This is a genomic window from Robertmurraya mangrovi, assembly GCF_034427655.1.
Lineage (GTDB): Bacteria > Bacillota > Bacilli > Bacillales > Cytobacillaceae > Robertmurraya_A > Robertmurraya_A mangrovi.
On sequence record NZ_JAXOFX010000001.1, the window covers coordinates 413328 to 435949 of the forward strand.

Genomic DNA, 22622 nt, shown 5'->3' on the forward strand with positions numbered 1-22622 from the left:
GGAGGCTCCCATCCCTCCCTGCGGAAAGCAAGTGCCCGGAGCGGAAATCAACGGGCTAAATTATATGTCTAAAATAACATGCTACTGACTCAAAAATTTTATATCAACTTAATAGAAATTTTAAAACAATCATAAACCTCTACTCTTAATTAATGATATTAAAAAGGAATTCTATCGAATGGTGTAGAAAATACATATTAACGAAATGAGCTTAGGAAAACAAAGTGGGGAGATAAGGTGAAAAAAGAGACACAAGCCAATTCAATGGACACAAATGAAGAAAATATAAATAATTATCAATTTGCTCAAGATGATCCATCTAATTTGATGAATACCATCTTTTCAAATATTACAGAAGGAATTATCATATTTGATTCCAAAGGAAAAATAGTAGATGTGAACCCTTCTATTTGTATTACATTAAACCGTACAAAAGAAGACCTAATTGGACAGACACTTGAGAGCTTAGTTCCAAAAGAAAAACAATTTAAAATAGAAAAGCAATGGGAAATCTTATCTTATAAAAAACATGTTAAGGGACATCTTCCTATAATAAATGGTGAGAGCATCATAGACTTTGACTTTACTACAAGTACTTTAGTAGATCATCAATTATATGTTTCTATATTAAGAGACGTCACAGAAAAACTGCTTTTAGAAAAAAAGGTAAAGAAAAATGCAGAGCTATATGAAGGGCTATTTTTAGAGGCACTTGATGCTATCGTCTTCTGGGATAATGAAACTAGAGTGGTAAATGCAAACGAAGCGGCGTGTAAGCTTTTTGAATGTAGCTTAGATGAATTAATCAATAAAAAACTAAATGACTTTGTTTATAAGAAAAATGCACCTTATTATAGTTTTATAAAAACATTAAAAGATACAGGTTCTGTTAGAGATGAAACTTTATTTTTAATGCCTAATGGCCAGAAAAAATATGTTGAATTTACTTCCAAGCTTTATGCGGTTGATGGGTACCACATGTCAATTTTTCGAAATGTTTCGGAAAGATACCAGATGGAACAGGACTTGCGGGAGAGTGAAAGTAGATTCCGAAGTATCTTTGAAGGAGCACTTGAAGGTTTTGTACTTTGGAATGACCATTTTGAAATTGTAGATATTAATCCAGCTGGGGAAAAAATGATTAATGTTCCTAAGGCACATATTGTTGGACGATCATTAAAAAATATCCTCAGTGATTGTGAATATCCACAAACAGAATTACATGAACAGATAAGATTGTTGGAAACAGATGGGAAGAGTAGTGGTACGATTAATGTCACCCTTAATTCTGGAGAAAATAAACACTTTGAGTTTTCTACAAAATATAATGTAATTTCTAATCTTAGCTTAACAGTTTTTAAAGATATTACTGAGAAACTAGAATTAGAAGAAAGGTTGCATAAGTCTGATACATTGAATGTAATAGGTGAACTCGCTGCAGGTATCGCCCATGAAATTCGGAATCCGATGACAGCGTTAAAAGGATTCATTCAGTTATTAGAGGATTCTGTAACCGATAAGAACGCAATGTATTTTGATGTTATAACAACTGAATTAAATAGGATAGATTCGATTATAAATGAGTTTTTAATCTTAGCAAAACCTCAAGCAATTAAATTTGTTGAACAAGATATAAGGGTTATTCTAACTGAAACGGTTAATCTATTGAATGCACAAGCGATGCTTCATAACATCGTATTTAAATTAGATTATTCCGATGATATACCACCATTATTTTGTGAACCCAATCAACTTAAGAAAGTCTTCATTAATATTATTAAAAATGCAATTGAAGTCATGGATAAGGGTGGGACGATTACGGTAACAGCTACCACTACTTCTGATTCGAGAATCCACATTTCCATTCGGGATGAAGGATTTGGTATACCAGAAGAAAAAATAAAAAAATTAGGTCAGCCCTTCTATACAACAAAAGATAGAGGAACGGGACTTGGTTTAATGGTTACTTATCGAATAATTGAAGAGCACAAAGGACTTATTGAAGTAGAAAGTGAAGTGGGTGTCGGAACCGTTTTTCATATTTATCTGCCTGAGTCTAATTGATAGAAAGTAAAATCTTTACAATGTGGAGGTGAGAAAAATGAAAGTTTTTTCTATCTATCAATCACCTATTGGAGCAATTTATATTATATCGGAAAACGAAAAAGTAGTGTCCATCTCTCTTGGTGAAGAGGATTTTAATAGAAGTTTACAGGCAGAGGAAATCAGGCATGACCAAAATAATGATTTTCTTACTTTAGTAATGGAGCAATTTGAAGAGTATTTCTCAGGACAAAGAAAACAGTTTGATCTTCCCATTGAACAAAAGGGTACCTCATTTCAGCAATCCGTTTGGAATGTACTTAAAAACATCCCTTTTGGTGAAACATTGAGCTATCAAGAGGTCGCTAATCTGATTAACAATCCTAAAGCTGTTCGGGCAATTGGTCAAGCAAATAAAGCAAATCAGCTCCCCATAATCATTCCTTGTCATCGAGTAATAGGAAAGAATCAATCATTGACTGGTTATGCAGGGACTAGAACAGATATTAAAGAAAGGCTCCTAACATTAGAGGGAGCGGGTTTTAAGAAATAATGAACACAAATTTATGGGACCTCCCCTGAATGCGTTATCTACTAATGTAGGTAATAGCATCAGGGGATTTTTTTATTTCCATAATGCTGACAATTTCAGTTGACAATAGGTGTATTAATTTGATATATATCTAATTAGATAATAATCTAATTAAATTTTAAAGAGGTCATGGCATGCAATTAAACAGACTGGTAGCTTTTCATAAAACATTGGGTGATCCAACTAGAATAAGAATTATTAACCTCTTGGCAAAAGGACCGTTACATGGTCAAGCGATTGCAGGCAAATTAGGCTTAACACCACCTACTATTACCCATCATTTAAACAAACTAAGAGAGGTAAGTCTTGTTTACGATCGACGTGATAAGAATACGGTTTATTTTCATTTAAATACATCAGTGTTGAATCAAGCAGCGAAAAGTTTGTTAGATTTAGCTGATACAAAGGGAGAGAATATTAAAATGCAGGAAGTGAATGTAGAGAAACAGAAGGTTATTGAAAATTTCTTTACTAAAGAAGGTAAGCTGAAAAATATTCCAGCACAAAGAAAGAAAAAGCTATTTGTTTTTGAACATATCATTCGTGGATTGAAAATGGGGAAAAAATATGAAGAAAAAGAGCTAAACGAGTATATAAAACAGTTCCATGAAGATTACGCAACTATACGAAGAGAATTCATTATCAATCAATATATGTATCGAGAAAACGGGATATATGAATTAAATCCAGAGGAAATGTGGGCTAAATCTGAGTAGTAGCCTATAAAAGCTTAAATATATTTATATAACGCCCAAATAAATTTGGGCGTTATATAAATTAAAACTCTAGATTTCGTAATAAATCGGTAATGCTTTTATAATCGTTTCTACTTAAGATAAAATGTCTGCCTATTTTTAATGCAGAACGTTTTGCATGAATTCGGTTGTTTAAATCTTCTATACCATCTAAGTCAGCAACGTGTGCAAGGCCAATGGTCCGTCTAATTAGTTCACATCCTGCAAACCCAATGGCGTCTTTTAGATATTTGTCTATTATTATAGATAAATATCCTTCCGTAATGGAGTATGGTTCAACATTCTGTGTATTCCATAATGTAGAAAAATGTTCTACAAATACTCTCCAAAAAGTTTCAATATCATTTAGAATGATGTCTCGTTTTTCTTCAAAGGCAATAGCTTGGAAAAGTAGATTTGCAATGACCTGACCTAAATCAAATCCTGCAGGTCCAAAATAAGCAAACTCTGGATCAATTACCTTCGTTTCTGTTTCTGAAGCAAACACACTACCTGTATGAAGGTCACCGTGTAATAATACTTCAGCCTCAGTCAAGAAACTCTTTTTTAATAATGCCGTTTGTAATCTTAATTGTTGGTCCGACCACAATCCTTTTACATCATTCTCTAACTCAGTTTCAAATTCATTTGTAGGGGAATTAAAAAATGGATCAGTAAAGACGAGGTCTTCTGTAATTTTGCAAAGCTCAGGATTAATAAACTTAGCAACAAGCTCTTTTTTCTTTTGTTGATCCAAACCAAAATCAGAAGTATAAAATAAAGTATTTGCTAGATACTCTCCAAGATGTTCTGCTAGGAGAGGATATCTTTGACCTTGAATGAGCCCTGTTCTTGCAATGGTTAAGTGTGATAAATCCTCCATTACGGTAATGGCAAACTCTTGATCACTATAGAAAACGGTCGGTACATAATCAGGAGCTAAAGTCTTGAAAAATTTTAAAGCCTCTGCTTCAATCGTTGCCCTTTTTAAAGTCAACGGCCAGCTTTCACCAACTACTTTTGCATAAGGCAAAGCCTGTTTAATAATAATACTCTTACTTGTTTGATTGTCGATAACTCGAAAGACAAGATTTAAATTTCCGTCTCCAATTTCCTTACAGGTTAAAACACTTGTTGTCGGAAATATTCGCAGACGAACAGCTAGGGCAATAGCGGAGCTTTCCGTAAGTGGTTCATATTTTTTTTGTTGTAATAAAGTCATATTATTTCCTCCTTAACTGGAGGCTTTTCAACATAAGAAAAGCCTCTTTCTCATTTGAAAGAGGCTTGAAGATTCGTCTTCGCACCTCTTATCTCTCAGAAAGTATCCCTTTCTGCTGGAATTAGCACCGTGCCTTATGGATATGAATATCCGGCGATTTTCTCGCCCCATCTTACAATGGAATTACGGTCGGTTGCTGGGCTTCATCGGGCCAAATCCCTCCACCTGCTCTTGATAAGAGTAAAACTATTAATATTCGGTTAATTACTTGATAAATCATACAGCGAACAAAATATTCTGTCAATCACTTTTGCAAGACATTTTTAAACCGTGCTAATACAGTTCAGGACGTCTATCATCAAAAATAGGAATCATTTTTCTTACTTCTTTTACCTTATTTAAATCAATAGAACCTGTTAAGATTTCCTCGCCTTCACCTGCTTCAGCTATAATTTCACCCCAAGGATCAATAATCATAGAATGACCAGCAAATTGATTGTTCGGGTCGGAGCCAGCTCTGTTACAAGCAATAACATAACATTGATTTTCAATGGCTCTAGCTATTAAAAGAGAGCGCCAATGGTTTAGTCGCGCAAGAGGCCATTCAGCAACAACAAATAGGGCTTCTGCTCCTTCTGTTGTATGAGCTCGTATCCATTCAGGGAAGCGGATATCATAACAAATGACACCACCGTAAATTTGACCATCTAAAGAGAATAGTCCCTTTTCCTGACCAGCAGACAAATATAAATGCTCATCCATTAATTTGAATAAGTGTAGTTTACTATATTGGTGAACCAATTCGCCGTGTTTACTTACAATAAGGAGTGTATTTAAGGTTCCATCTGATGTTTTGTTCGCAACAGATCCACCAACTAAATGTACTTGATGCTTTTGAGCTATGTTCTTTAAGAATGAAATACTTTTCTCAGCTTGTTCATCTGCTATTTCATCTAATCTAGTTAAGTCGTACCCAGTAGTCCATAGTTCAGGAAGGACAATGATATTTGGTTGTTCTAGCATTGCTTTTTCAATTAGAGAGCTAGCTTTCTTGTAATTTTCTTCTTGTAAGCCAAAAGCAATATCCATTTGTATACATGAGACTTTAATAGTCAATATGGTCACCTCATTTTGAGATTTGGTTAGTAGAGAAATGATTTTGTTATAAAAAAACACTTTACAAGTCGTCTAATACGATATATCATTTGTGACTAGTTTTTCAATAAAAATTTTTCTGAATTACTTTAATATTATAAAGTTAAATACAAATACTCTTATTCTAATAAAAGCAGGTGTGTATATGAAAGTTTATCCTCAGTCTAGTTTATTAAAAAGTTTACCAAAGCAATTCTTTGCTAGTCTTGTTGGAAAGGTAAATAAATATATTCAGGATGGTCATGATGTCATTAATTTAGGGCAAGGAAATCCAGATCAGCCTACGCCAGAACATATTGTAAAAAGACTACAGAGCGCTGCAGCTAACCCTATCAATCATAAATATTCACCGTTTCAAGGATTTCAATCGTTAAAAGAAGCAGCTGCTCAATTTTATTTAAGAGAGTACGGTGTGGAAATTGATCCTAATAAAGAAGTGGCTATTTTATTCGGTGGAAAAGCTGGGTTAGTTGAAATTCCACAATGTTTATTAGAACCAGGTGATTCATTACTTGTTCCAGATCCTGGGTATCCAGACTATTGGTCAGGAGTGGCGTTAGCAAAAGCGGAAATGATAACAATGCCATTGAAAGAAGAGAATCAATTTTTGCCTGATTACTCTGAGTTAAGTCAAGAGGATTTAGATAAGGCAAAGCTTATGTTTTTAAATTATCCTAATAATCCAACTGGGGCTGTGGCTACGGAAGCTTTTTTTGAAGAAACGGTCGAGCTTGCAAAAAAACATGATATTTGTGTGGTACACGATTTTGCTTATGGAGCTATTGGTTTTGATGGCCAAAAGCCGATTAGTTTTTTACAAACAAAAGGTGCTAAAGAGATCGGAATTGAAATATATACATTATCAAAGACATACAATATGGCTGGTTGGCGTGTTGGTTTCGCAGTTGGAAATGAAAGTGTCATTGCAGCTATAAATTTACTTCAAGATCATTTATATGTTAGTTTATTTGGTGCAGTACAAGAAGCGGCTGTCGAAGCTTTAACGGCACCACAAGACTGTGTAGAACAATTGAACGACCTTTACGAAAGCCGACGTAATGTTCTTATAGAGGGGCTTCAGTCTATCGGCTGGAATGTGACTGCTCCAAAAGGATCTTTTTTTGCATGGCTAAAGGTACCAGAAGGCAATACATCAGAACAATTTGCTGATTATTTACTAGAAAAAGCGCATATTGCTGTTGCTCCTGGTATCGGCTTTGGAACTTGGGGAGAAGGCTATGTACGAGTAGGGTTACTGACTACGGAAGAAAGAATGCATGAAGCGGTTGCGAGAATAAAATCTTTAAATATTTTTTAATTTTCTCATTGACAAATAGTCAAAAAGCTGACATAATCCTAATTAATTTGATTCGTACAAAACAAATGAATATTTAAATAATTCGTTTTCTTATCAAGAGCAGGCGGAGGGACTAGCCCTATGAAGCCCGGCAACCGACTTATTTTTTTTCGAAAAAATAAGCACGGTGCTAATTCTTGCAGCGAAAAGCTGATAGATGAGGAGATGTTAGTTGTATTTACTAACCTCTTCTGTCTGAAGAGGTTTTTTGTTTTTATGAACTAATCTTATAAATGACTAGGAGAAGGCTGGAATACTAGTAGGATTCTGCAGCTGGACTTCTCTCGATTAAATAAGTAGCACGTTAAAGTAGAAATGAAAGGAAGACCAACCATGAGTGAAATTATCGCCACATACTTAATACACGATTCTAAACACAACCCAGAAAAAAAAGCGGAGGAAATTGCACTAGGATTGACGGTTGGATCGTGGACCCATTTACCAGAGTTAGAACAAAATCAACTTCGAAAACATAAGGGACGTGTCGTTTCAATTGAGGGCCTCCCAGAAGAAACGGGGACAAAGGATACAGTAGCGTTAATAAAAATCGCATACCCAACGGTTAACTTCTCTGCTGATTTACCAGCAATCCTTACAACTGTTTTTGGAAAATTATCATTGGATGGAAAAGTTAAACTACTAGACTTAGAATTTTCAGAAGAGTTAAAAACACATTTCCCAGGACCTAGGTTTGGTATCCAAGGCATACGTGAAAAAGTTGGTGTTTTTGATCGACCATTGTTAATGAGTATTTTTAAAGGGGTTATTGGTCGTGACATTCCTTACCTTGTAAATCAACTTAGAGAACAGGCTCTAGGTGGAGTAGACTTAGTAAAAGACGATGAGATTCTTTTTGAAAATGAGTTAGCGTCATTCGAAAAACGCATTACAGAAGGCAAGAAAGTGTTAGAGCAAGTTTATGAAACAACTGGCCATCGCACGCTGTATGCCGTGAACTTAACTGGAAGAACATTTGAACTGAAAGAAAAAGCGAAACGTGCTTCAGAACTCGGAGCTGACCTGTTATTATTTAATGTCTTTGCCTATGGAATAGATGTTTTACAGGAACTAGTGGAAGACAACGAGATTGCTCTACCGTTTATGGCTCACCCAGCCGTGAGTGGGGCACTTACATCATCAAAATATTATGGAATCTCACATTCATTGTTGCTAGGAAAACTACTTAGATACGCTGGAGCTGACTTATCATTGTTCCCATCACCTTACGGGTCGGTTGCGTTAGAAAAAGAAGCAGCACTTTCAATCGGAGCTGCACTAACTTCTGAAGATCAGTTTAAAACTAGTTTCCCAGTTCCATCTGCGGGTATTCATCCTGGCCTTGTCCCTTTACTCGTTCGTGATTTTGGAGTGGAAAGTGTGATTAATGCAGGTGGGGGAGTTCATGGTCATCCTGACGGTGCTAAAGGTGGAGGAATTGCTTTCAGACAGGCGATTGATGTTGCCTTGCAAGGTAAAAGATTACAAAATCAAGCATCCCAATTACCTGAACTGAAAAAAGCGATTGATTTATGGGGTTGTACTGAGGTGGTTGAATAATGAAAAAGCTAGCAGTGTTCTGTGATTTTGACGGTACGATTACAGAAAAAGACAATATAATTGCAATCATGAAACAATTTGCCCCACCTGAATGGGAGACATTAAAAGACGATATTTTATCCGAACGAATCTCCATAAGAGAGGGAGTCGGAAAAATGTTTGCACTATTACCTAGCAGTATGAAAGAGGAAATCAATACTTTCGCAAATGAACAGGCAAAAATTAGAGCTGGTTTCAAGGAATTTGTTGATTTCCTTAAAGAAGAAGAAATTCCACTATATATCGTCAGTGGAGGAATTGATTTCTTTGTTCATTCCATATTGGAACCTTTTGGACCTTTTGAAGATTTATACTGTAACGGATCTGATTTTACAGGTGAATATATAAAGATTATGTGGCCGAATAGCTGTGACGAAGAATGTACGAATGACTGTGGATGTTGTAAGCCTTCTGTTATTAGAAAACTTGAAGGAGACCAACTATTTAAAATTGTTATTGGTGACTCGATTACAGATGTAGAAGCAGCCAAACAAGCCGATTTTGTATTAGCAAGAGATTTATTACTGACTAAGTGTAATGAACTGGAGTTAAACCATAGTCCATTTACAACCTTTTATGACTGTATAAATGAGATAAAAAAACTGACTGGGGTGAGAGTATGAGTCTACTAGAAAAACGCTGGAATGAACTAGCTGATGTTAAAGACGAATTAGCAGAACGTGATTGGTTCATGGGGACAAGTGGGAATTTGGCTATTAAGGTTAGCGATAATCCACTACAATTCCTTGTAACAGCAAGTGGAAAAGATAAACGTAAACGGACAGATGAGGATTTTCTATTAGTTGATGAGTTTGGTCGTCCTGTAGGCGATACTCATCTTAAACCATCAGCTGAAACATTACTTCATGTTGAGATTTATCGTAGAACAAATGCTGGTTGTAGCCTTCATGTCCACACGATTGACAATAACATTGTATCTGAGATTTATGGAGATCAAGGTGAAGTAAAGTTTAAAGGGCAAGAGTTAATTAAAGCATTTAATAAATGGGATGAAGATGCTGTTTTAAAGATTCCTATTATTCATAACTATGCACATATTCCAACATTAGCTAAAGCATTTTCTGAACATATTTCAGAGGATTCAGGCGCTGTACTGATTAGAAATCATGGAATTACCGTTTGGGGAAAAGATGCATTTGAAGCAAAGAAAGTTCTTGAGGCATCAGAGTTTTTATTCCGTTATCAATTAAGATTACTTGAACATAAACCATATCAACTATTTAAAGTCGTATAAAAAAGGAGAACGGTAAAATGGCACATATCGTATTTCAAAATACAAAAGAAGAAATTAGAGGATTTGAAGAAGTATTAGCTTTCTTAGAAAAAAATGAGGTTATTTATGAAAAATGGGATATTGCAAAACTTCCAACACATTTAGAGGAAAAATTTCTTTTAACAGATGGGGAAAAAGCAGAGATTTTAGAGGTTTTTGCAGGTGAAATTAAGGATATCTCTGAAAGAAGAGGTTACCAAGCACAGGATGTAATCTCCTTATCAGAAAATACACCAAACCTTGACCAGCTTCTAGCAAACTTTCAAAAAGAACATCACCATACGGATGATGAAGTTCGTTTCATCGTAAGTGGTCATGGAGTGTTTATCATCCAAGGCAAAGACGGGGAATTTTTTGAAGTATTTTTAGATCCAGGTGACTTAATTTCTGTTCCAGAATATGTACGTCATTACTTCACATTACAGGAAGATAGAAAAGTGGTAGCCGTTCGTATTTTCGTTACAACTGAAGGTTGGGTACCAATTTACGAAAGTGAAGAAGTGCAAGCTTAATGTATAGGTAGAGGACGTCTTAAACGATGTCCTCTATTTATATATATATAGATTTAGAGAGTTTGTACTCATGCCGAATATATTGGAGCGGATGGCACTTGACTCTTGGAAAAATAAATAGACAGCGACCTATGTAAAGGTCCCTGTCTATTCGTTATTGTGGCAATTTGCTTACCTTTTTTGAATGGAAGGTAAGTTTAGAAAACAACGTATCATTAGTAAATAAAAGGACCCCAACAATTACGATAAAAGCACCAGTCCATTGCGCTGCCCCCATCCGTTCACCTAGGAATACATAGGCTAAGCCAGCAGTAAAGATCGGATTGAAATTAAGGAACATACCTGACATCGTGCTTCCAACTTGTTTGACACCAATATTCCAAAATACCATTCCTAATACCGTAGCTCCAATTCCTGTATATAAAGAGGCAATCCAAAAACTAGAGTCTGCATCAACAATCTTAATGTCTGTCGAAATGAAGGGAAGGATCATGATGACCCCAAATACACCAGACCAAAAAGTAGATAGAAATGGTGAAACAGTATTCATTGCCATTTTTCCAAAAGTCGAATATAAACCCCAGGCAGCAACTGCGATTATCATATAAAAATCACCCATATTAAAATGGAGATTTAATAGTCGACTAAAGTCCCCATGGCTTAGAACAATGATGATTCCAATAAATGAAATGACAATAGCAAAAAGCTTTTGTGGAGAAAGTTTCTCCTTAAAGAAAATAAAACTAAAAATCGCTATTGCAATTGGATTTAAAGTCGATATTAACCCAACATTGTCTGCTGTTGTGTGTTTTAAGGCAAGGAACATAAATAAGTTAAAGATGACGATTCCAGTGGCACCCATACCTATTAAGGGTAGTAGTGCTTTTCTATTAAATTTAAAAGTTTTCTCTTTTATGAATATGATAGGAACGAGGGCAATAATGGCGATAACCCACCGAATTTCAGTAAGGACGAGTGAGCTTGCATGTCCAACCATAAACTTACCGGCAATAAAATTACCTGCCCAAAGAAAACTAGTCAGTAACAGTAATAGATAGTAGAAATACATATTTGACCTCCGTAAAGACGGAATTAGTAGAATGTTACAAAATAAAAGCTAATAGTAAAATCTTACTCCTATATTTTACTTTTGTCATGTAATTTTTTTGATAATGAGTATGGTAAAACATCTCTATTTTTGTCGAAAATAACGAACAGAAAATCTAGTTTTTTGTCGGATTTAATTTCTTTAGAAAAACTTTGTCTAATATTGCGATTCTATTTACTTTTATAGAAATTCTTGTAATAATTTTGCAGTAGTCTTTTTTTTTATTAAGGCGTTAAAGCAACAGGGTAGGGGTTAGGAGGAGTAGTAGGTGTGCCGGAATCATAATGAATTGCTTGAAGAGATCCAAGAAAAGAGAGAGAAGATGATTAATTCAGCACAGAAGAGTGGTTTTACCAGTGAGGATACTATCCGCTATAGTCAGGAACTAGATAAATTGATATTTGAGTATCAATGTACCTTTGGTAAACATAATAGAAGAGCAGAAGAAGTAAGAGAATTAAAATATATTTATAAACATATGATGTTAATTTGGCCAAAAGCACTTGTAAATGTTTAAAATTTCATATGTAATAGAGAAGGAAGGTCATTTATTGATCTTCCTTTATGTTTTTGAATTTTAATATCCATTATATAAATCTAGTTGTACTAATAAACTTTTAAAATCAAGCTTTCTATTCTTTACTCGAGGTATGAATTATGGAGAACATTATCATTATAAACAATGGAAATAAGATTCCTGCCGCAATGTTTAACATTGAGGGTGAGATGATGAATGTCTTGGTTAAACAGCCTGACATGTTTAAAACGGGAGAATCTGTAATCTGTCTAATCGAGAAAGAGAGTATGAAGGCAACCGTCATAAAAAAAAGCCAATACAATTTATACTTATTCATTCCGCTTATTGGTAAGGATACACTTAGTAATAGACGGAAAAGTGTTCGATGCCCTTTGAATCTAGACGGAGAATTATCTAATGCGTCCTCATTAAATAATAAAATTAATGTTTCACTAGTGGACATTAGTTTGCATGGACTTGCTTTAAAGTCGTTACAGGCGCTAGATATAACTACTCTTTATAGAGTTGAATTTATGCTAGAAACAAACATGGTGGAGTGTAAACTTAAAATTAAGAACGAGGTACAACTTGAGAAAGGCTTTCGATATGGATGTATTATTGATTCCATTGAAGAGGATAAGTTATTTTATATACGTAAATTTATTCTTCAAACACAGCTTAGACAAATCTAAAAGGACTAGTATATACTAGCCCTTTTACTTTTTATTTATGAAATTATATAAGATTATTTTTTTAATGAATGGCTCTCTTTTTGAACCTTCCGCCTCTTACTTCAGCAATATCTGCAACGGCTAGAAAGGCATTTGGGTCAATTTCTTCAACGATTAATTTGAATTTTGCTTCTTCTAGACGGGAGATTACGCAAAATATAACTTTTTTATCGTCACCAGTGTATGCGCCTTCACCTTTTAAGTATGTCACTCCACGGCCGAGTCGTGCTAATATCGCATCCCCAATCTCCGAATGCTTGTCACTTATAATCCAGGCAGATTTTGATTGGTCTAATCCTTCAATAACAATGTCAATGGTTTTGAAGGCTATAAAGTAAGCAAGAATGGAATACATAGCTCGATCCCAACCAAAAACAAATCCACCGGTACCAAAAATAAAAATATTAAAAAACATGATAATTTCACCAACCGAGAAAGGGCTTTTCTTGTTTATTAGAATGGCTAATATTTCTGTACCATCTAAAGAGCCACCATATCTTATTACAAGACCGACCCCGAATCCTAATACAATTCCTCCAAAGACAGTGGCTAGCAAAATATCATCTGTAAATGCAGGTACAGGGTGAAAGAATACAGTTGAAATAGAAAGGACGGTAATGGCAAATAATGTGGATATGGCAAAGGTCTTTCCGATTTGTTTGTAGCCTACAAAGAAAAACGGCAAGTTTAAAACGAATAAGAAAAGTCCAAGTTTAATACCAGATAAATGTGAAAGAATAATGGATATCCCAACAATTCCGCCGTCCATAATCTGATTAGGGATAAGAAAAATCTCAATTCCAACAGCCATTAAAATGGCCCCTATTAGCATAAAAATAAATCGACGAAAGACGTTTCCTTTTGATAACTTTTTGTGCTCAATCTTAGATTGAATTTGTGTTGAAATTGTTTCTAGAGCTATCTCTTTTTCCATCCATGCACCTCTCAAAAAAGTTTCTTTATACCTATTATAATAAAAAATATTAGATTGGCGAAGAATTTCAAACCATAATAAGAAAAAAGTAGAAATAAATAATAGATTTTTAAATAATTAAAAAGCACAGCCAGCTTCGTACCGGATGTGCTTTGTGCTATAAAATTAAGATTATATTTATTAAAACATTTCTATTAATAAAACCATAAATAGTAAGCCTATGATAAAAGCATACGTAGAAGTTGTCTCATTACCGTCTCCGTGGCTTTCTGGAATCAATTCTTTATAGATAATAAATAACATGGCACCAGCAGCAAATGCAAGGCCATAAGGCACGAGTACTGCGACATAGGATGTTAAATAGTAACCTAGTAAGGCAGTAACAATCTCGATTGCTCCAGTAAGTGTAGCGACAATAAATGCTTTCCATTTACCAATTTTTTGGTTTACTAGAAATAATGCAACTAAAAATCCTTCAGGTGCATTTTGTAAACCAATAGCAAAAGCGATTAAGTTACCTGTCCCTGTTTCTGTACCAGAGGCATAGCTAACTCCAACTGAAAGTCCTTCAGGTATGTTGTGAAGGGTGATGGCTGCAATAATTAACATAGCTTTTTGGTCAAATTCTATGTCATATTTCTGACTAGTGTGCTCAAGATCAATATGTGGGATGTTCTTTTCTAAAAGAGTTAACGTAAAAACCCCAAGGAATACCCCAATCATTACCGGTACAAATCCACTTATGCTTAAAGCTTCAGGGATTAAACCCATTGTGGAAGCTGCCATCATAATTCCTGCAGTAAAAGCAAGTAATATATCTCTCCAACGGTGTGTTATCGATCGGTGCATAAATAGAATAATTGCTGCACCTAAGCCTGTAGACATGGCGGAGAGAACACTTCCGATGACTACCTCTTTCATAATCGTTCCTCCCATGATTAGATGTTAAACACTATTATAAGTAACAGTGTATTTTCGCACAATTAGGTTTCGTGCTTTTTCAACCTAGATGTATATTGATATATCTAGGTATATGATGCTGCACTTAAAACTGTGATTTTTATCATTGTTAAGAATTAAATTTTATTTATATTATAAGTATTATTTGGATGTATAGATAATACTTTTGAATATACGCGGCAACACTCTAAAGCACCTCTCTATCCTTCATACAACTACTAAGTTTAATCATAATCAAAAATTAATTTCATCAAATATAGTTAATTCCTTTACCTTTAAGTTTGTGCAAGTATGCTAAAAATTTTTAATATAATGCTTGTCATTTATTAAACACATTTAATTTTTATTATTTCTATATCATAGTATGCCTTCTCTTTTATTAAAATTAATAGTTTATATCATGCAAACCAATTGCAGTGTGTGTACTTTCTTTCTAGTGACAATCTTTAAGAAATCTTTTAACTTTATTATCGTCCTCAAATGATGAGAAATTTGTTTGTACTATGCTTTTATCGCAAGTCATATACCGTTATAAAAGCATTAACAAAATAGATTCATATTTTTAGACAAGGAGGTTTTTGTAAACATGCATATCGTCGTTTGTGTTAAGCAAGTGCCAGATACAAAAATCATTAAGATTAATCCTAAAACAAACACTCTCGACCGCAGAAGTGCACCAGCCATATTAAATCCTTATGACGCACATGCAGTACAAGAAGCTGTTAGAATTAAGGGTAATCTTGGTAAGGGGCATATCTCTGTTTTATCAATGGGGCCACCACAAGCTGTAGAAATCATCAAAAAAAGTGTAGAAATTGGTGCTGATGAAGGCTACTTAATATCAGATCGAGCCTTTGCCGGTGCAGACACCTTAGCTACAAGTTATGCACTATCTAAAGCACTGGATAAAATATCTGAAAATCAGTCCATTGATCTGATTATTTGTGGTAAGCATGCCATAGATGGAGACACAGGTCAAGTAGGTCCAGGTATTGCTAGGAGATTGGATATACCTCCAGTAACAAATGTTATAGAAGTATGTGAAGTAAATGAACAGGAAAGAACAGTCCTCATTAAGAGAAAGATTGTAAATGGATATGAGCTTCTCCAAGTGAATATGCCTTGCTTATTAACCGTTGAAAAAGAAATAAATGACATTGAATATTCTCCTATGCCAAATATGATTAAGGCTGCTAGATATAAACCAATTATTTGGTCGGTTAATGATTTAAATGATGTAGATAAAACTCAACTTGGTTTAAAAGGCTCACCAACCATCGTAGGCAAAATGTTCTCACCACCAAAAGCCGAGGGAGGAAAGAGAATAGAGGGTACAACAGATGAACAAATCAGTCGGTTGATGGAAGTTCTTATGGAACAGAAAGAACTTTTTAATGTGAAGTGATACACAATAGTATTTTTATTTGTCTAACTATGCTAAAAGGTTTAAATCTGCTTTGATTGGGGGCTTGCAAGATGGAGGGATACCGCGGGGTTTGGGTATTCATTGAGCAAAACGAAGGGGAAATAGAAGGTGTTTCTCTTGAACTTTTAGGTGCTGGGAGAAAACTAGCTGATAAGCTTGAAGTACCACTTGCTGGTGTCCTATTAGGAGATGGGGTAATACCGTTAAGTTCAAAGGTAATTTCATACGGAGCTGATAAAGTATATGTAATTGACCACCCTGTCCTCAAACACTATCGAACGGAATCATTTATGAGGGGTGTTATCCAGTTAGCTGAAAAATATAAGCCGGAAATCTTTTTATATGGAGCGACTCCTAATGGAAAAGATTTAGCTAGTGCTGTTGCAACGGATTTATGTACGGGTTTAACAGCAGACACGACCATGCTAGACGTCGATGTGGAGAAGAGATTACTAGAAGCTAGTCGACCAGCCTTTGGTGGAAACATTATGGCTACGATTCTATGTAAAAAACATCGTCCCCAAATGGCAACAGTACGTCCAAAAGTAATGAAAGCACTCGAGCCAGATGATCATAAGCAAGGTAGCATTATTGAGGAAACGATATCACTCAAAGAAGAGGATATGCGCACAAAAGTAATTAATATTGTGAAGGATGTAACAAAAACAGCTAGTTTAGCGGAAGCACATGTTATTGTTTGTGGTGGAAAAGGCATGGGAGATGTTCAAAACTTTCAATTAATACATGAATTAGCTGAGACGATTGGTGCTAGTGTAGGTGGAACTAGAGATGTAGTAGAAGCGGGTTGGCTGCCTCATGAATATCAAATCGGTCAGACTGGTGAAACGGTTACACCAAAAGTGTACTTCGCTATCGGTATCTCTGGAGCAATCCAACATGTTGTTGGAATGAAAAACTCTGAACTCATTATTGCTATTAATAAAGACCCTAATGCACCTATATTTGATGTTGCCACATATGGAATTGTAGGCGACGCCTTGGAGATTGTACCAAAGTTAATTAAACAATTTAAAGAGATTCGTAAAGCTGAAGGCGGTGAGATTAGTTATGCCTGAAAAATTTGATGTCATTGTTGTAGGGGCAGGCCCAGCAGGAACCTCTTGTGCATATACTTGTGCAAAGAATGGTTTAAAAGTATTACAGATTGAAAGAGGAGAATATCCTGGAAGTAAGAATGTAATGGGGGGTGTCCTTTATCGAAAACAAATGGAGGAAATCATTCCAGAGTTTTGGAAGGAAGCTCCATTAGAAAGACCAGTTATTGAACAACGGTTTTGGGCGATGGATAAAGAATCGACCATCACTTTTGGTTATAAAGGATTAGAATGGGGAGTTGAACCCTATAATAATTTTACTGTCTTAAGGGCGCCTTTTGATCAATGGTTTGCCAAAAAAGGAGTTAAAGAAGGTGTTCTACTTATTAATGAAACCGTAGTAACTGAGTGTATTGTAGAGAATGGAAAAGTAGTAGGTGTCAGAACAGACCGTCCAGACGGGGATGTATATGCCGATGTTGTCGTTTTAGCCGATGGAGTTAACTCCTTATTAGCAAAGTCTCTTGGCTTTCATAAGGAATTCAGACCAGATGAAGTAGCCTTAACGGTGATGGAAGTTATTAATCTTTCAAAAGATAAAATCAATGACCGCTTTAATCTAGAAGATAATCAAGGCTGTACGATCGAGATTTTTGGAGATTCAACGAAAGGAAATCTTGGAACCGCTTTCATCTATACGAATAAGGAGAGTGTCAATATTGGTGTAGGAACGACGCTTTCTAGTATGATCAAAGCCAAGTTAAAGCCTTATGATTTACTAGATTATTTAAAAACCCATCCGATGGTTAAGCCACTGCTGTCTGGAGGGGAATCTGCAGAATATTTAGCTCATCTTATCCCTGAAGGTGGATACCGTTCTGTACCTAGAGTGGCAGGCAACGGCGTACTGGTTGTAGGAGATGCAGCACAATTAGTAAATGCCATACACAGGGAAGGATCCAACATGGCAATGGCATCAGGTAAAATGGCCGCAGAAGCAGTCATTCGGGCAAAAGAACGAGAAGATTACAGTGAATCTTGCTTAAATCATTACCGTGAAGCACTGTATGAAAGCTTTATTATAAAAGATTTAGAAAAATATAAAGACGCAGCCCACACGTTTGAGCATTACCCGCAATATTTTAAAGATTATATACCGATGATCAATAAAGCAGCAAGCAAGTTCTTTACTGTCGATGGTACTCCCAAAAGAGATAAACAAAAACAGATTATGCGTAGCATAACTGGTGAAAAAGGAACCTTTAAAGTGATACAGGATATGTATCGTGCTTGGAAGGCGGTGAAATAATGTCAACAAAAAACATCGAGGAAAAACAATATTTACTGCGATTTAAATGCGATACTAAATCTCATTTAACCGTTTTAGATCACGATGTTTGTATGACTCAATGTCCTGATAAAATTTGTACGATCTTCTGTCCAGCGGAAGTGTATAAATGGGAAGGTACAAGAATGCAGGTTGGTTACGAAGGCTGCCATGAGTGCGGAAGCTGCCGAATAGGATGCCCCTATCAAAATATTAAGTGGGAATATCCAAAGGGCGGGCATGGGATTGTTTTTAGGTTAGCATAATGAGATAGAAACTTTGCCTACATGAGCACGCCAAAAATTAGTTGGGGTGCTTTTTTATTTATTCGAAATTTAAAGATTAGGTGCATGTCCACTAGTATAGTTTAAACCGTTTGTTTCGTTGTCTTCACTTCATTTGATTAGTCATAAGGAACTATATGTATGGAATTTCACATAGAAGGGGAAAAAGAAATGTGGTGCATGGAAGAAGGGGAATTATTTAGCTTATTCTCTCTTTAAGATTTACAAAAACGAACTCTTGATTACGAATGTTCTGTTCTATCTCTCTAGCAGACTCACATGCTTTATGGAAGCAATCATAGCTTTCAGTTGAATACGGTTCTTCTAGCCACTCAAAACTTCCTTCACTGTCTGCTGGGTACACAACAACCTTCCATATATAATATTCTTTCTGACTGTCTTTCAATCTTCCTGACAAAGCAATTAACCAATGTGTGTAATTTGCATCCACTACGGTCGATAGGTTATCGATAGGAATTAAGGCTGTTTGGTAAAAATCCCGATAATGATGATCAAACATTAAAATCCCTCCTTTTCATTAGTCATAAATAGTAAGGAGCATCTATTACCATTATTATATGTAGAAAAAGCAAAAGTTACCTTTAAATTGTTAAAATTTTTCGAAAAGTTAGACCGCTTATATTTGCTTCTGTACTTAGTTATACATAATGGTTAGATTGTGACTTCAATCACTACAGAGGTTGTTTAATCCAATTATAATAACATTATACAAATTACTTATAGTTGGAAAGGGGATCTCAACATGCAAGGATGTATGAGTTCGATGATTGGTAATCAACCCGTTAAACTTTGTGTAGGTCTACAGCAATTGAAAGAAGAGCACCCTCCGCTTTTAGATATGTTAGAGACGTTATTAAATATTAGTGAAAATGTAGAGACATTTGAAAATTCAGAGAAAGAATTTAATCAATTAATTCAGTCTGTAAACGAATTTATATTGGGGTTAGATCCACATTCTGAACGAGAAGAAGGAGTATTGTTTCCAATGATGGCTGCATATATTGGCAAAGAAATGGGTCCGATTGCAGTTATGGAATATGAACATGACCAAGCTAAGTCGCTAATTGGAGAATTTATTAAACAAACGAAAAAAGATATCAAGTTTACGAGAGAAGAACAAATAAAACTTGCTAGCTTAATTAAACAGGCTAACTACATCTTAGTCGAACACTTTTCTAAGGAAGAGAATGTTCTTTTTCCAATGGCAGAAAGTATGCTAAGTGAAGAGGAAAAGGAAGAACTATTAACGAAAATTAATGTGATTAGATAATGTTATTTAATGGATAAAGAAGAAGCTGCCACATGACAGCTTCTTCTTCTTTATTTATTCTTGACTATACAACTCAGCGATTTTTTTATCAGATGGAAGGGATAAGGTTAATAACCCTAATAGAGGTAAGAATCCGGTTAAAATAATGGTAGTTGATAAACCGATTAAGTCAATTAAATATCCAAGTACAATTGAACCTAAGGCTCCCATTCCGAATGCTAAGCCAACCGTTAAACCTGCCATTGTTCCGATTTTACCTGGTACTAGTTCTTGAGCATAAACAACAGTTACACTGAAGCTTGACATCAAGATAAATCCACTAATCGTTAAGAGTATTAAAGCAAGGGAAGAAGGGACAAATGGAATCAAGATAGATAACGGTGCCGTGCTGATCATGGACAAAAAGATAATATTCTTTTTTCCAAATCGATCAGCCAGTGGGCCGCCAAAAAATGTTCCAAAAGCTCCTGCTACTAGGAAAGCAAAAAGGTAAATCTGTGCTTGAGTGATGGTGAATGAATATTTGTCAATTGCATAAAACGTATAAAAATTAGTAATTCCTGAAATATACCATGATCGAGCAAAAATTAAGAACAAAATAATAAATAGATAAAAACCGATTTGTTTGGATAGTGCCTTTTGATGAGAAGTTGGACTAGATTTTTTTCCTTTAGAAATGGTTTCTATACGTAGTTTATTAGAATACCAATTAGCAATATAGATTAATAGCCCAATAGCAATTGCTGCAACTATCGTGAACCAAGCGGCTCCAATCTGACCTAGAGGTACTAAAATTAAAGCAGTAATTAGTGGAGCTAATGCCTGACCGGAATTTCCCCCCACTTGATAAATGGATTGAGCAAGCCCTCTTCTGGCGCCAGCAGCCATATAGACTACCCTTGAGCCTTCTGGATGAAAGATGGATGACCCTAAACCTATAAGTAAAACAGATAATACAATCAATTCAAAGCTTGGTGCAAGGGATAATCCAATAATACCGAAAAAGGTAAAGGTTAAAGCTAGTGGCAAAGCAAAAGGCATCGGTCTCTTATCAGTTGCCATCCCAATGACAGGCTGCATAACGGATGACACAATATTCAATGAAAATCCAATAATACCGAGTTGTGTGAAAGTTAACCCCATCGACTTTTCTAATATCGGAAACATAGCAGGAATTATAGCTTGAATAGAGTCATTTAATAAATGGCACAAACCAATGATAAATAAAATTTTATAACTAGTTTTTGCTTGAGAATTTTCTATCGGTCTTGACGCAACGGCTGTTCCACTCATGTGTTTATTTCTCCTCAATTTTTCTGGATTCTTTATGGAATTATTCTACTAGAAATTATGGAATTTCAAAACCATTTTATTTCGATTTCCTAAAAAAATGAATGTGATTACTACTTTTTATTTTATTAGGATATAATGGAAAAAAATGAAGGGAGGGTACTTACTCATGGAGAAAACAGTTGACTTAGTATTTACAGATGATATTAAGCTAGAGTTCTTAAAGCGATTCTCACTGGAACCAGAGTTTAAGAAGCTTGGAGACTTTGAGAATTATGTTTACGAAGTTTATAAGGAAGGAACTCCATTTATTTTAAGAGTGACACACAGTTCTCATCGAGATAAAGCAGACCTTCTATCTGAACTGGATTGGATGAATTATTTAAACGATAAAGGTGTAAATGTGCCAAAGTGTTATTTGTCCCCAAATAATGAGTTTGTAGAAACGTTACAAGCAAGTGACGGAACGTATTTTTTCGGAAGCTTATTTTCAAAGGCACAAGGGGAACCTGTAAAAGTAAATGATGATGAAAAATTTAATCCCAAACTTTTCTATGCATGGGGAAAAACAATCGGTAAAATGCACCATGAAACGATTCAATATACTCTTCCGGAAAATGTTAAGAAAAGACCACAATGGGACGATGATGATTTACTAAATGTAGAGGATTATATATCATCAGAGGAGCAAAGCATTATCAAAAATGCTCAGGAATTATTAGTTGAGTTGAAATCATTGCCAAAGACGAAGGAGAATTATGGGTTAATACATACAGATATCCACTCTGGGAACTTTTTCTTTGATGGTCATGAAATTCATGTTTTTGATTTTGATGATTGTAGTTACCAATGGTTTACTTCTGATATTGCGATACCAGTATATTATTCAGTGTTATACCGATATCCAAATGGAAATCAAGAAGAACGTAACCGTTTTGGGAATATGTATCTCGAGTCGTTTATCGAAGGATATGAAACAGAACATAAACTGCCTGATGGATGGAAAGAACAGTTACCGTTATTTATGAGACTTAGGGATGTTGTATTATACGCTGTATTCCATAAAAAGATTGCTCCTGAGGACAGGAATGAAAGAATCTTAGCACTGATGAGTGAAATTAAAATGAGAGTAGAAAATAAAGAAGCCATTATTGATGTGAATGTGTAAATAAAAAAAAGTGAAGGAGCTCCTTC

General features: G+C 35.3%; 23 protein-coding genes and 2 riboswitches. Of the genes, 16 read left to right on the plus strand and 7 right to left on the minus strand.

The genetic code is table 11. The features are described 5' to 3' along the window. Positions 1-264 precede the first annotated feature (264 nt). The 3 genes from SM124_RS02085 (at position 265) to SM124_RS02095 (ending at position 3351) form a co-directional block, all read left to right on the plus strand. Complete coding sequence (locus SM124_RS02085; RefSeq protein ID WP_407691368.1) at positions 265-2064, plus strand: PAS domain S-box protein; 1800 nt, start codon at positions 265-267, stop codon at positions 2062-2064. Positions 2065-2101: 37 nt separating this feature from the next. After that, positions 2102-2596, plus strand: coding sequence for a methylated-DNA--[protein]-cysteine S-methyltransferase (locus tag SM124_RS02090; protein ID WP_322444829.1), 495 nt, complete (start codon positions 2102-2104; stop codon positions 2594-2596). A 173-nt stretch (positions 2597-2769) separates the two neighbouring features. Next, complete coding sequence (locus SM124_RS02095; protein WP_322444830.1) at positions 2770-3351, plus strand: DUF2087 domain-containing protein; 582 nt, start codon at positions 2770-2772, stop codon at positions 3349-3351. A 61-nt stretch (positions 3352-3412) separates the two neighbouring features. Here SM124_RS02095 and mtnK read toward each other — a convergent pair whose 3' ends face one another. Beyond that, the gene (gene mtnK, locus SM124_RS02100; protein ID WP_322444831.1) at positions 3413-4591 is read right to left on the minus strand and encodes an S-methyl-5-thioribose kinase; all 1179 of its coding nucleotides are present in this window, start codon (positions 4589-4591) and stop codon (positions 3413-3415) included. Between the two features lie 85 nt (positions 4592-4676). Further along, positions 4677-4832, minus strand: a riboswitch (SAM riboswitch). Between the two features lie 92 nt (positions 4833-4924). Further along, complete coding sequence (locus SM124_RS02105; protein WP_322444832.1) at positions 4925-5707, minus strand: carbon-nitrogen family hydrolase; 783 nt, start codon at positions 5705-5707, stop codon at positions 4925-4927. 184 nt (positions 5708-5891) lie between these two features. Here SM124_RS02105 and SM124_RS02110 point away from each other — a divergent pair, with 184 nt between their 5' ends. The 5 genes from SM124_RS02110 (at position 5892) to mtnD (ending at position 10505) form a co-directional block, all read left to right on the plus strand. Then, positions 5892-7064 carry a pyridoxal phosphate-dependent aminotransferase gene (locus SM124_RS02110; protein ID WP_322444833.1) on the plus strand — a complete coding sequence of 391 codons (1173 nt, stop codon included), beginning with the start codon at positions 5892-5894 and terminating at the stop codon, positions 7062-7064. A gap of 87 nt (positions 7065-7151) precedes the next feature. After that, positions 7152-7267: riboswitch (SAM riboswitch) on the plus strand. 169 nt (positions 7268-7436) lie between these two features. Continuing rightward, positions 7437-8660: a 2,3-diketo-5-methylthiopentyl-1-phosphate enolase gene (mtnW, locus tag SM124_RS02115; RefSeq protein ID WP_322444834.1), complete on the plus strand. Its 1224-nt coding sequence runs from the start codon at positions 7437-7439 to the stop codon at positions 8658-8660. Then, positions 8660-9322, plus strand: a complete 663-nt coding sequence (locus tag SM124_RS02120; protein WP_322444835.1) for a 2-hydroxy-3-keto-5-methylthiopentenyl-1-phosphate phosphatase — start codon at positions 8660-8662, stop codon at positions 9320-9322. The genes mtnW and SM124_RS02120 overlap by 1 nt, the downstream gene beginning before the upstream one ends. Next, positions 9319-9954, plus strand: coding sequence for a methylthioribulose 1-phosphate dehydratase (locus SM124_RS02125; RefSeq protein ID WP_322444836.1), 636 nt, complete (start codon positions 9319-9321; stop codon positions 9952-9954). Before SM124_RS02120 ends, SM124_RS02125 begins: the two co-directional genes overlap by 4 nt. Positions 9955-9971: 17 nt before the next feature. Then, entirely contained in the window at positions 9972-10505 is a 534-nt protein-coding gene (gene mtnD / locus SM124_RS02130) for an acireductone dioxygenase (RefSeq protein ID WP_322444837.1), read from the plus strand. A 154-nt stretch (positions 10506-10659) separates the two neighbouring features. On the opposite strand, the gene SM124_RS02135 is transcribed toward mtnD, so the two are convergent. After that, the gene (locus SM124_RS02135) at positions 10660-11574 is read right to left on the minus strand and encodes a DMT family transporter (protein WP_322444838.1); all 915 of its coding nucleotides are present in this window, start codon (positions 11572-11574) and stop codon (positions 10660-10662) included. Between the two features lie 307 nt (positions 11575-11881). Here SM124_RS02135 and SM124_RS02140 point away from each other — a divergent pair, with 307 nt between their 5' ends. Next, positions 11882-12130 (plus strand): Spo0E family sporulation regulatory protein-aspartic acid phosphatase, encoded by a 249-nt coding sequence (locus SM124_RS02140; protein ID WP_322444839.1) that lies wholly within the window; start codon positions 11882-11884, stop codon positions 12128-12130. Positions 12131-12270: 140 nt separating this feature from the next. After that, entirely contained in the window at positions 12271-12822 is a 552-nt protein-coding gene (locus tag SM124_RS02145) for a PilZ domain-containing protein (protein WP_322444840.1), read from the plus strand. Between the two features lie 61 nt (positions 12823-12883). Here SM124_RS02145 and SM124_RS02150 read toward each other — a convergent pair whose 3' ends face one another. Further along, complete coding sequence (locus SM124_RS02150; RefSeq protein ID WP_322444841.1) at positions 12884-13795, minus strand: YitT family protein; 912 nt, start codon at positions 13793-13795, stop codon at positions 12884-12886. Positions 13796-13975: 180 nt separating this feature from the next. Continuing rightward, entirely contained in the window at positions 13976-14716 is a 741-nt protein-coding gene (locus SM124_RS02155) for a ZIP family metal transporter (RefSeq protein ID WP_322444842.1), read from the minus strand. Between the two features lie 625 nt (positions 14717-15341). On the opposite strand from SM124_RS02155, the gene SM124_RS02160 reads away from it, so the two are divergent. The 4 genes from SM124_RS02160 (at position 15342) to SM124_RS02175 (ending at position 18829) form a co-directional block, all read left to right on the plus strand. Beyond that, a complete protein-coding gene (locus SM124_RS02160) occupies positions 15342-16160 on the plus strand; it encodes an electron transfer flavoprotein subunit beta/FixA family protein (protein ID WP_322444843.1) in 819 nt (272 codons plus the stop codon). Between the two features lie 71 nt (positions 16161-16231). Next, a complete protein-coding gene (locus tag SM124_RS02165; protein WP_322444844.1) occupies positions 16232-17257 on the plus strand; it encodes an electron transfer flavoprotein subunit alpha/FixB family protein in 1026 nt (341 codons plus the stop codon). After that, a complete protein-coding gene (locus SM124_RS02170) occupies positions 17250-18545 on the plus strand; it encodes an FAD-dependent oxidoreductase (RefSeq protein WP_322444845.1) in 1296 nt (431 codons plus the stop codon). Before SM124_RS02165 ends, SM124_RS02170 begins: the two co-directional genes overlap by 8 nt. Continuing rightward, positions 18545-18829 carry a ferredoxin family protein gene (locus tag SM124_RS02175; RefSeq protein ID WP_322444846.1) on the plus strand — a complete coding sequence of 95 codons (285 nt, stop codon included), beginning with the start codon at positions 18545-18547 and terminating at the stop codon, positions 18827-18829. The genes SM124_RS02170 and SM124_RS02175 overlap by 1 nt, the downstream gene beginning before the upstream one ends. 217 nt (positions 18830-19046) lie before the next feature. Here SM124_RS02175 and SM124_RS02180 read toward each other — a convergent pair whose 3' ends face one another. Then, on the minus strand, positions 19047-19367 hold the full coding sequence (locus SM124_RS02180; RefSeq protein ID WP_322444847.1) for a hypothetical protein: 321 nt from the start codon (positions 19365-19367) through the stop codon (positions 19047-19049). Between the two features lie 243 nt (positions 19368-19610). On the opposite strand from SM124_RS02180, the gene SM124_RS02185 reads away from it, so the two are divergent. Beyond that, a complete protein-coding gene (locus SM124_RS02185) occupies positions 19611-20138 on the plus strand; it encodes a hemerythrin domain-containing protein (protein ID WP_322444848.1) in 528 nt (175 codons plus the stop codon). A 54-nt stretch (positions 20139-20192) separates the two neighbouring features. On the opposite strand, the gene SM124_RS02190 is transcribed toward SM124_RS02185, so the two are convergent. Then, positions 20193-21431 carry an MFS transporter gene (locus SM124_RS02190; protein ID WP_322444849.1) on the minus strand — a complete coding sequence of 413 codons (1239 nt, stop codon included), beginning with the start codon at positions 21429-21431 and terminating at the stop codon, positions 20193-20195. A gap of 166 nt (positions 21432-21597) precedes the next feature. Between SM124_RS02190 and SM124_RS02195 the strand changes: the two genes are divergently transcribed. Then, positions 21598-22596 (plus strand): phosphotransferase enzyme family protein, encoded by a 999-nt coding sequence (locus SM124_RS02195; RefSeq protein WP_322444850.1) that lies wholly within the window; start codon positions 21598-21600, stop codon positions 22594-22596. Positions 22597-22622: the final 26 nt, after the last annotated feature.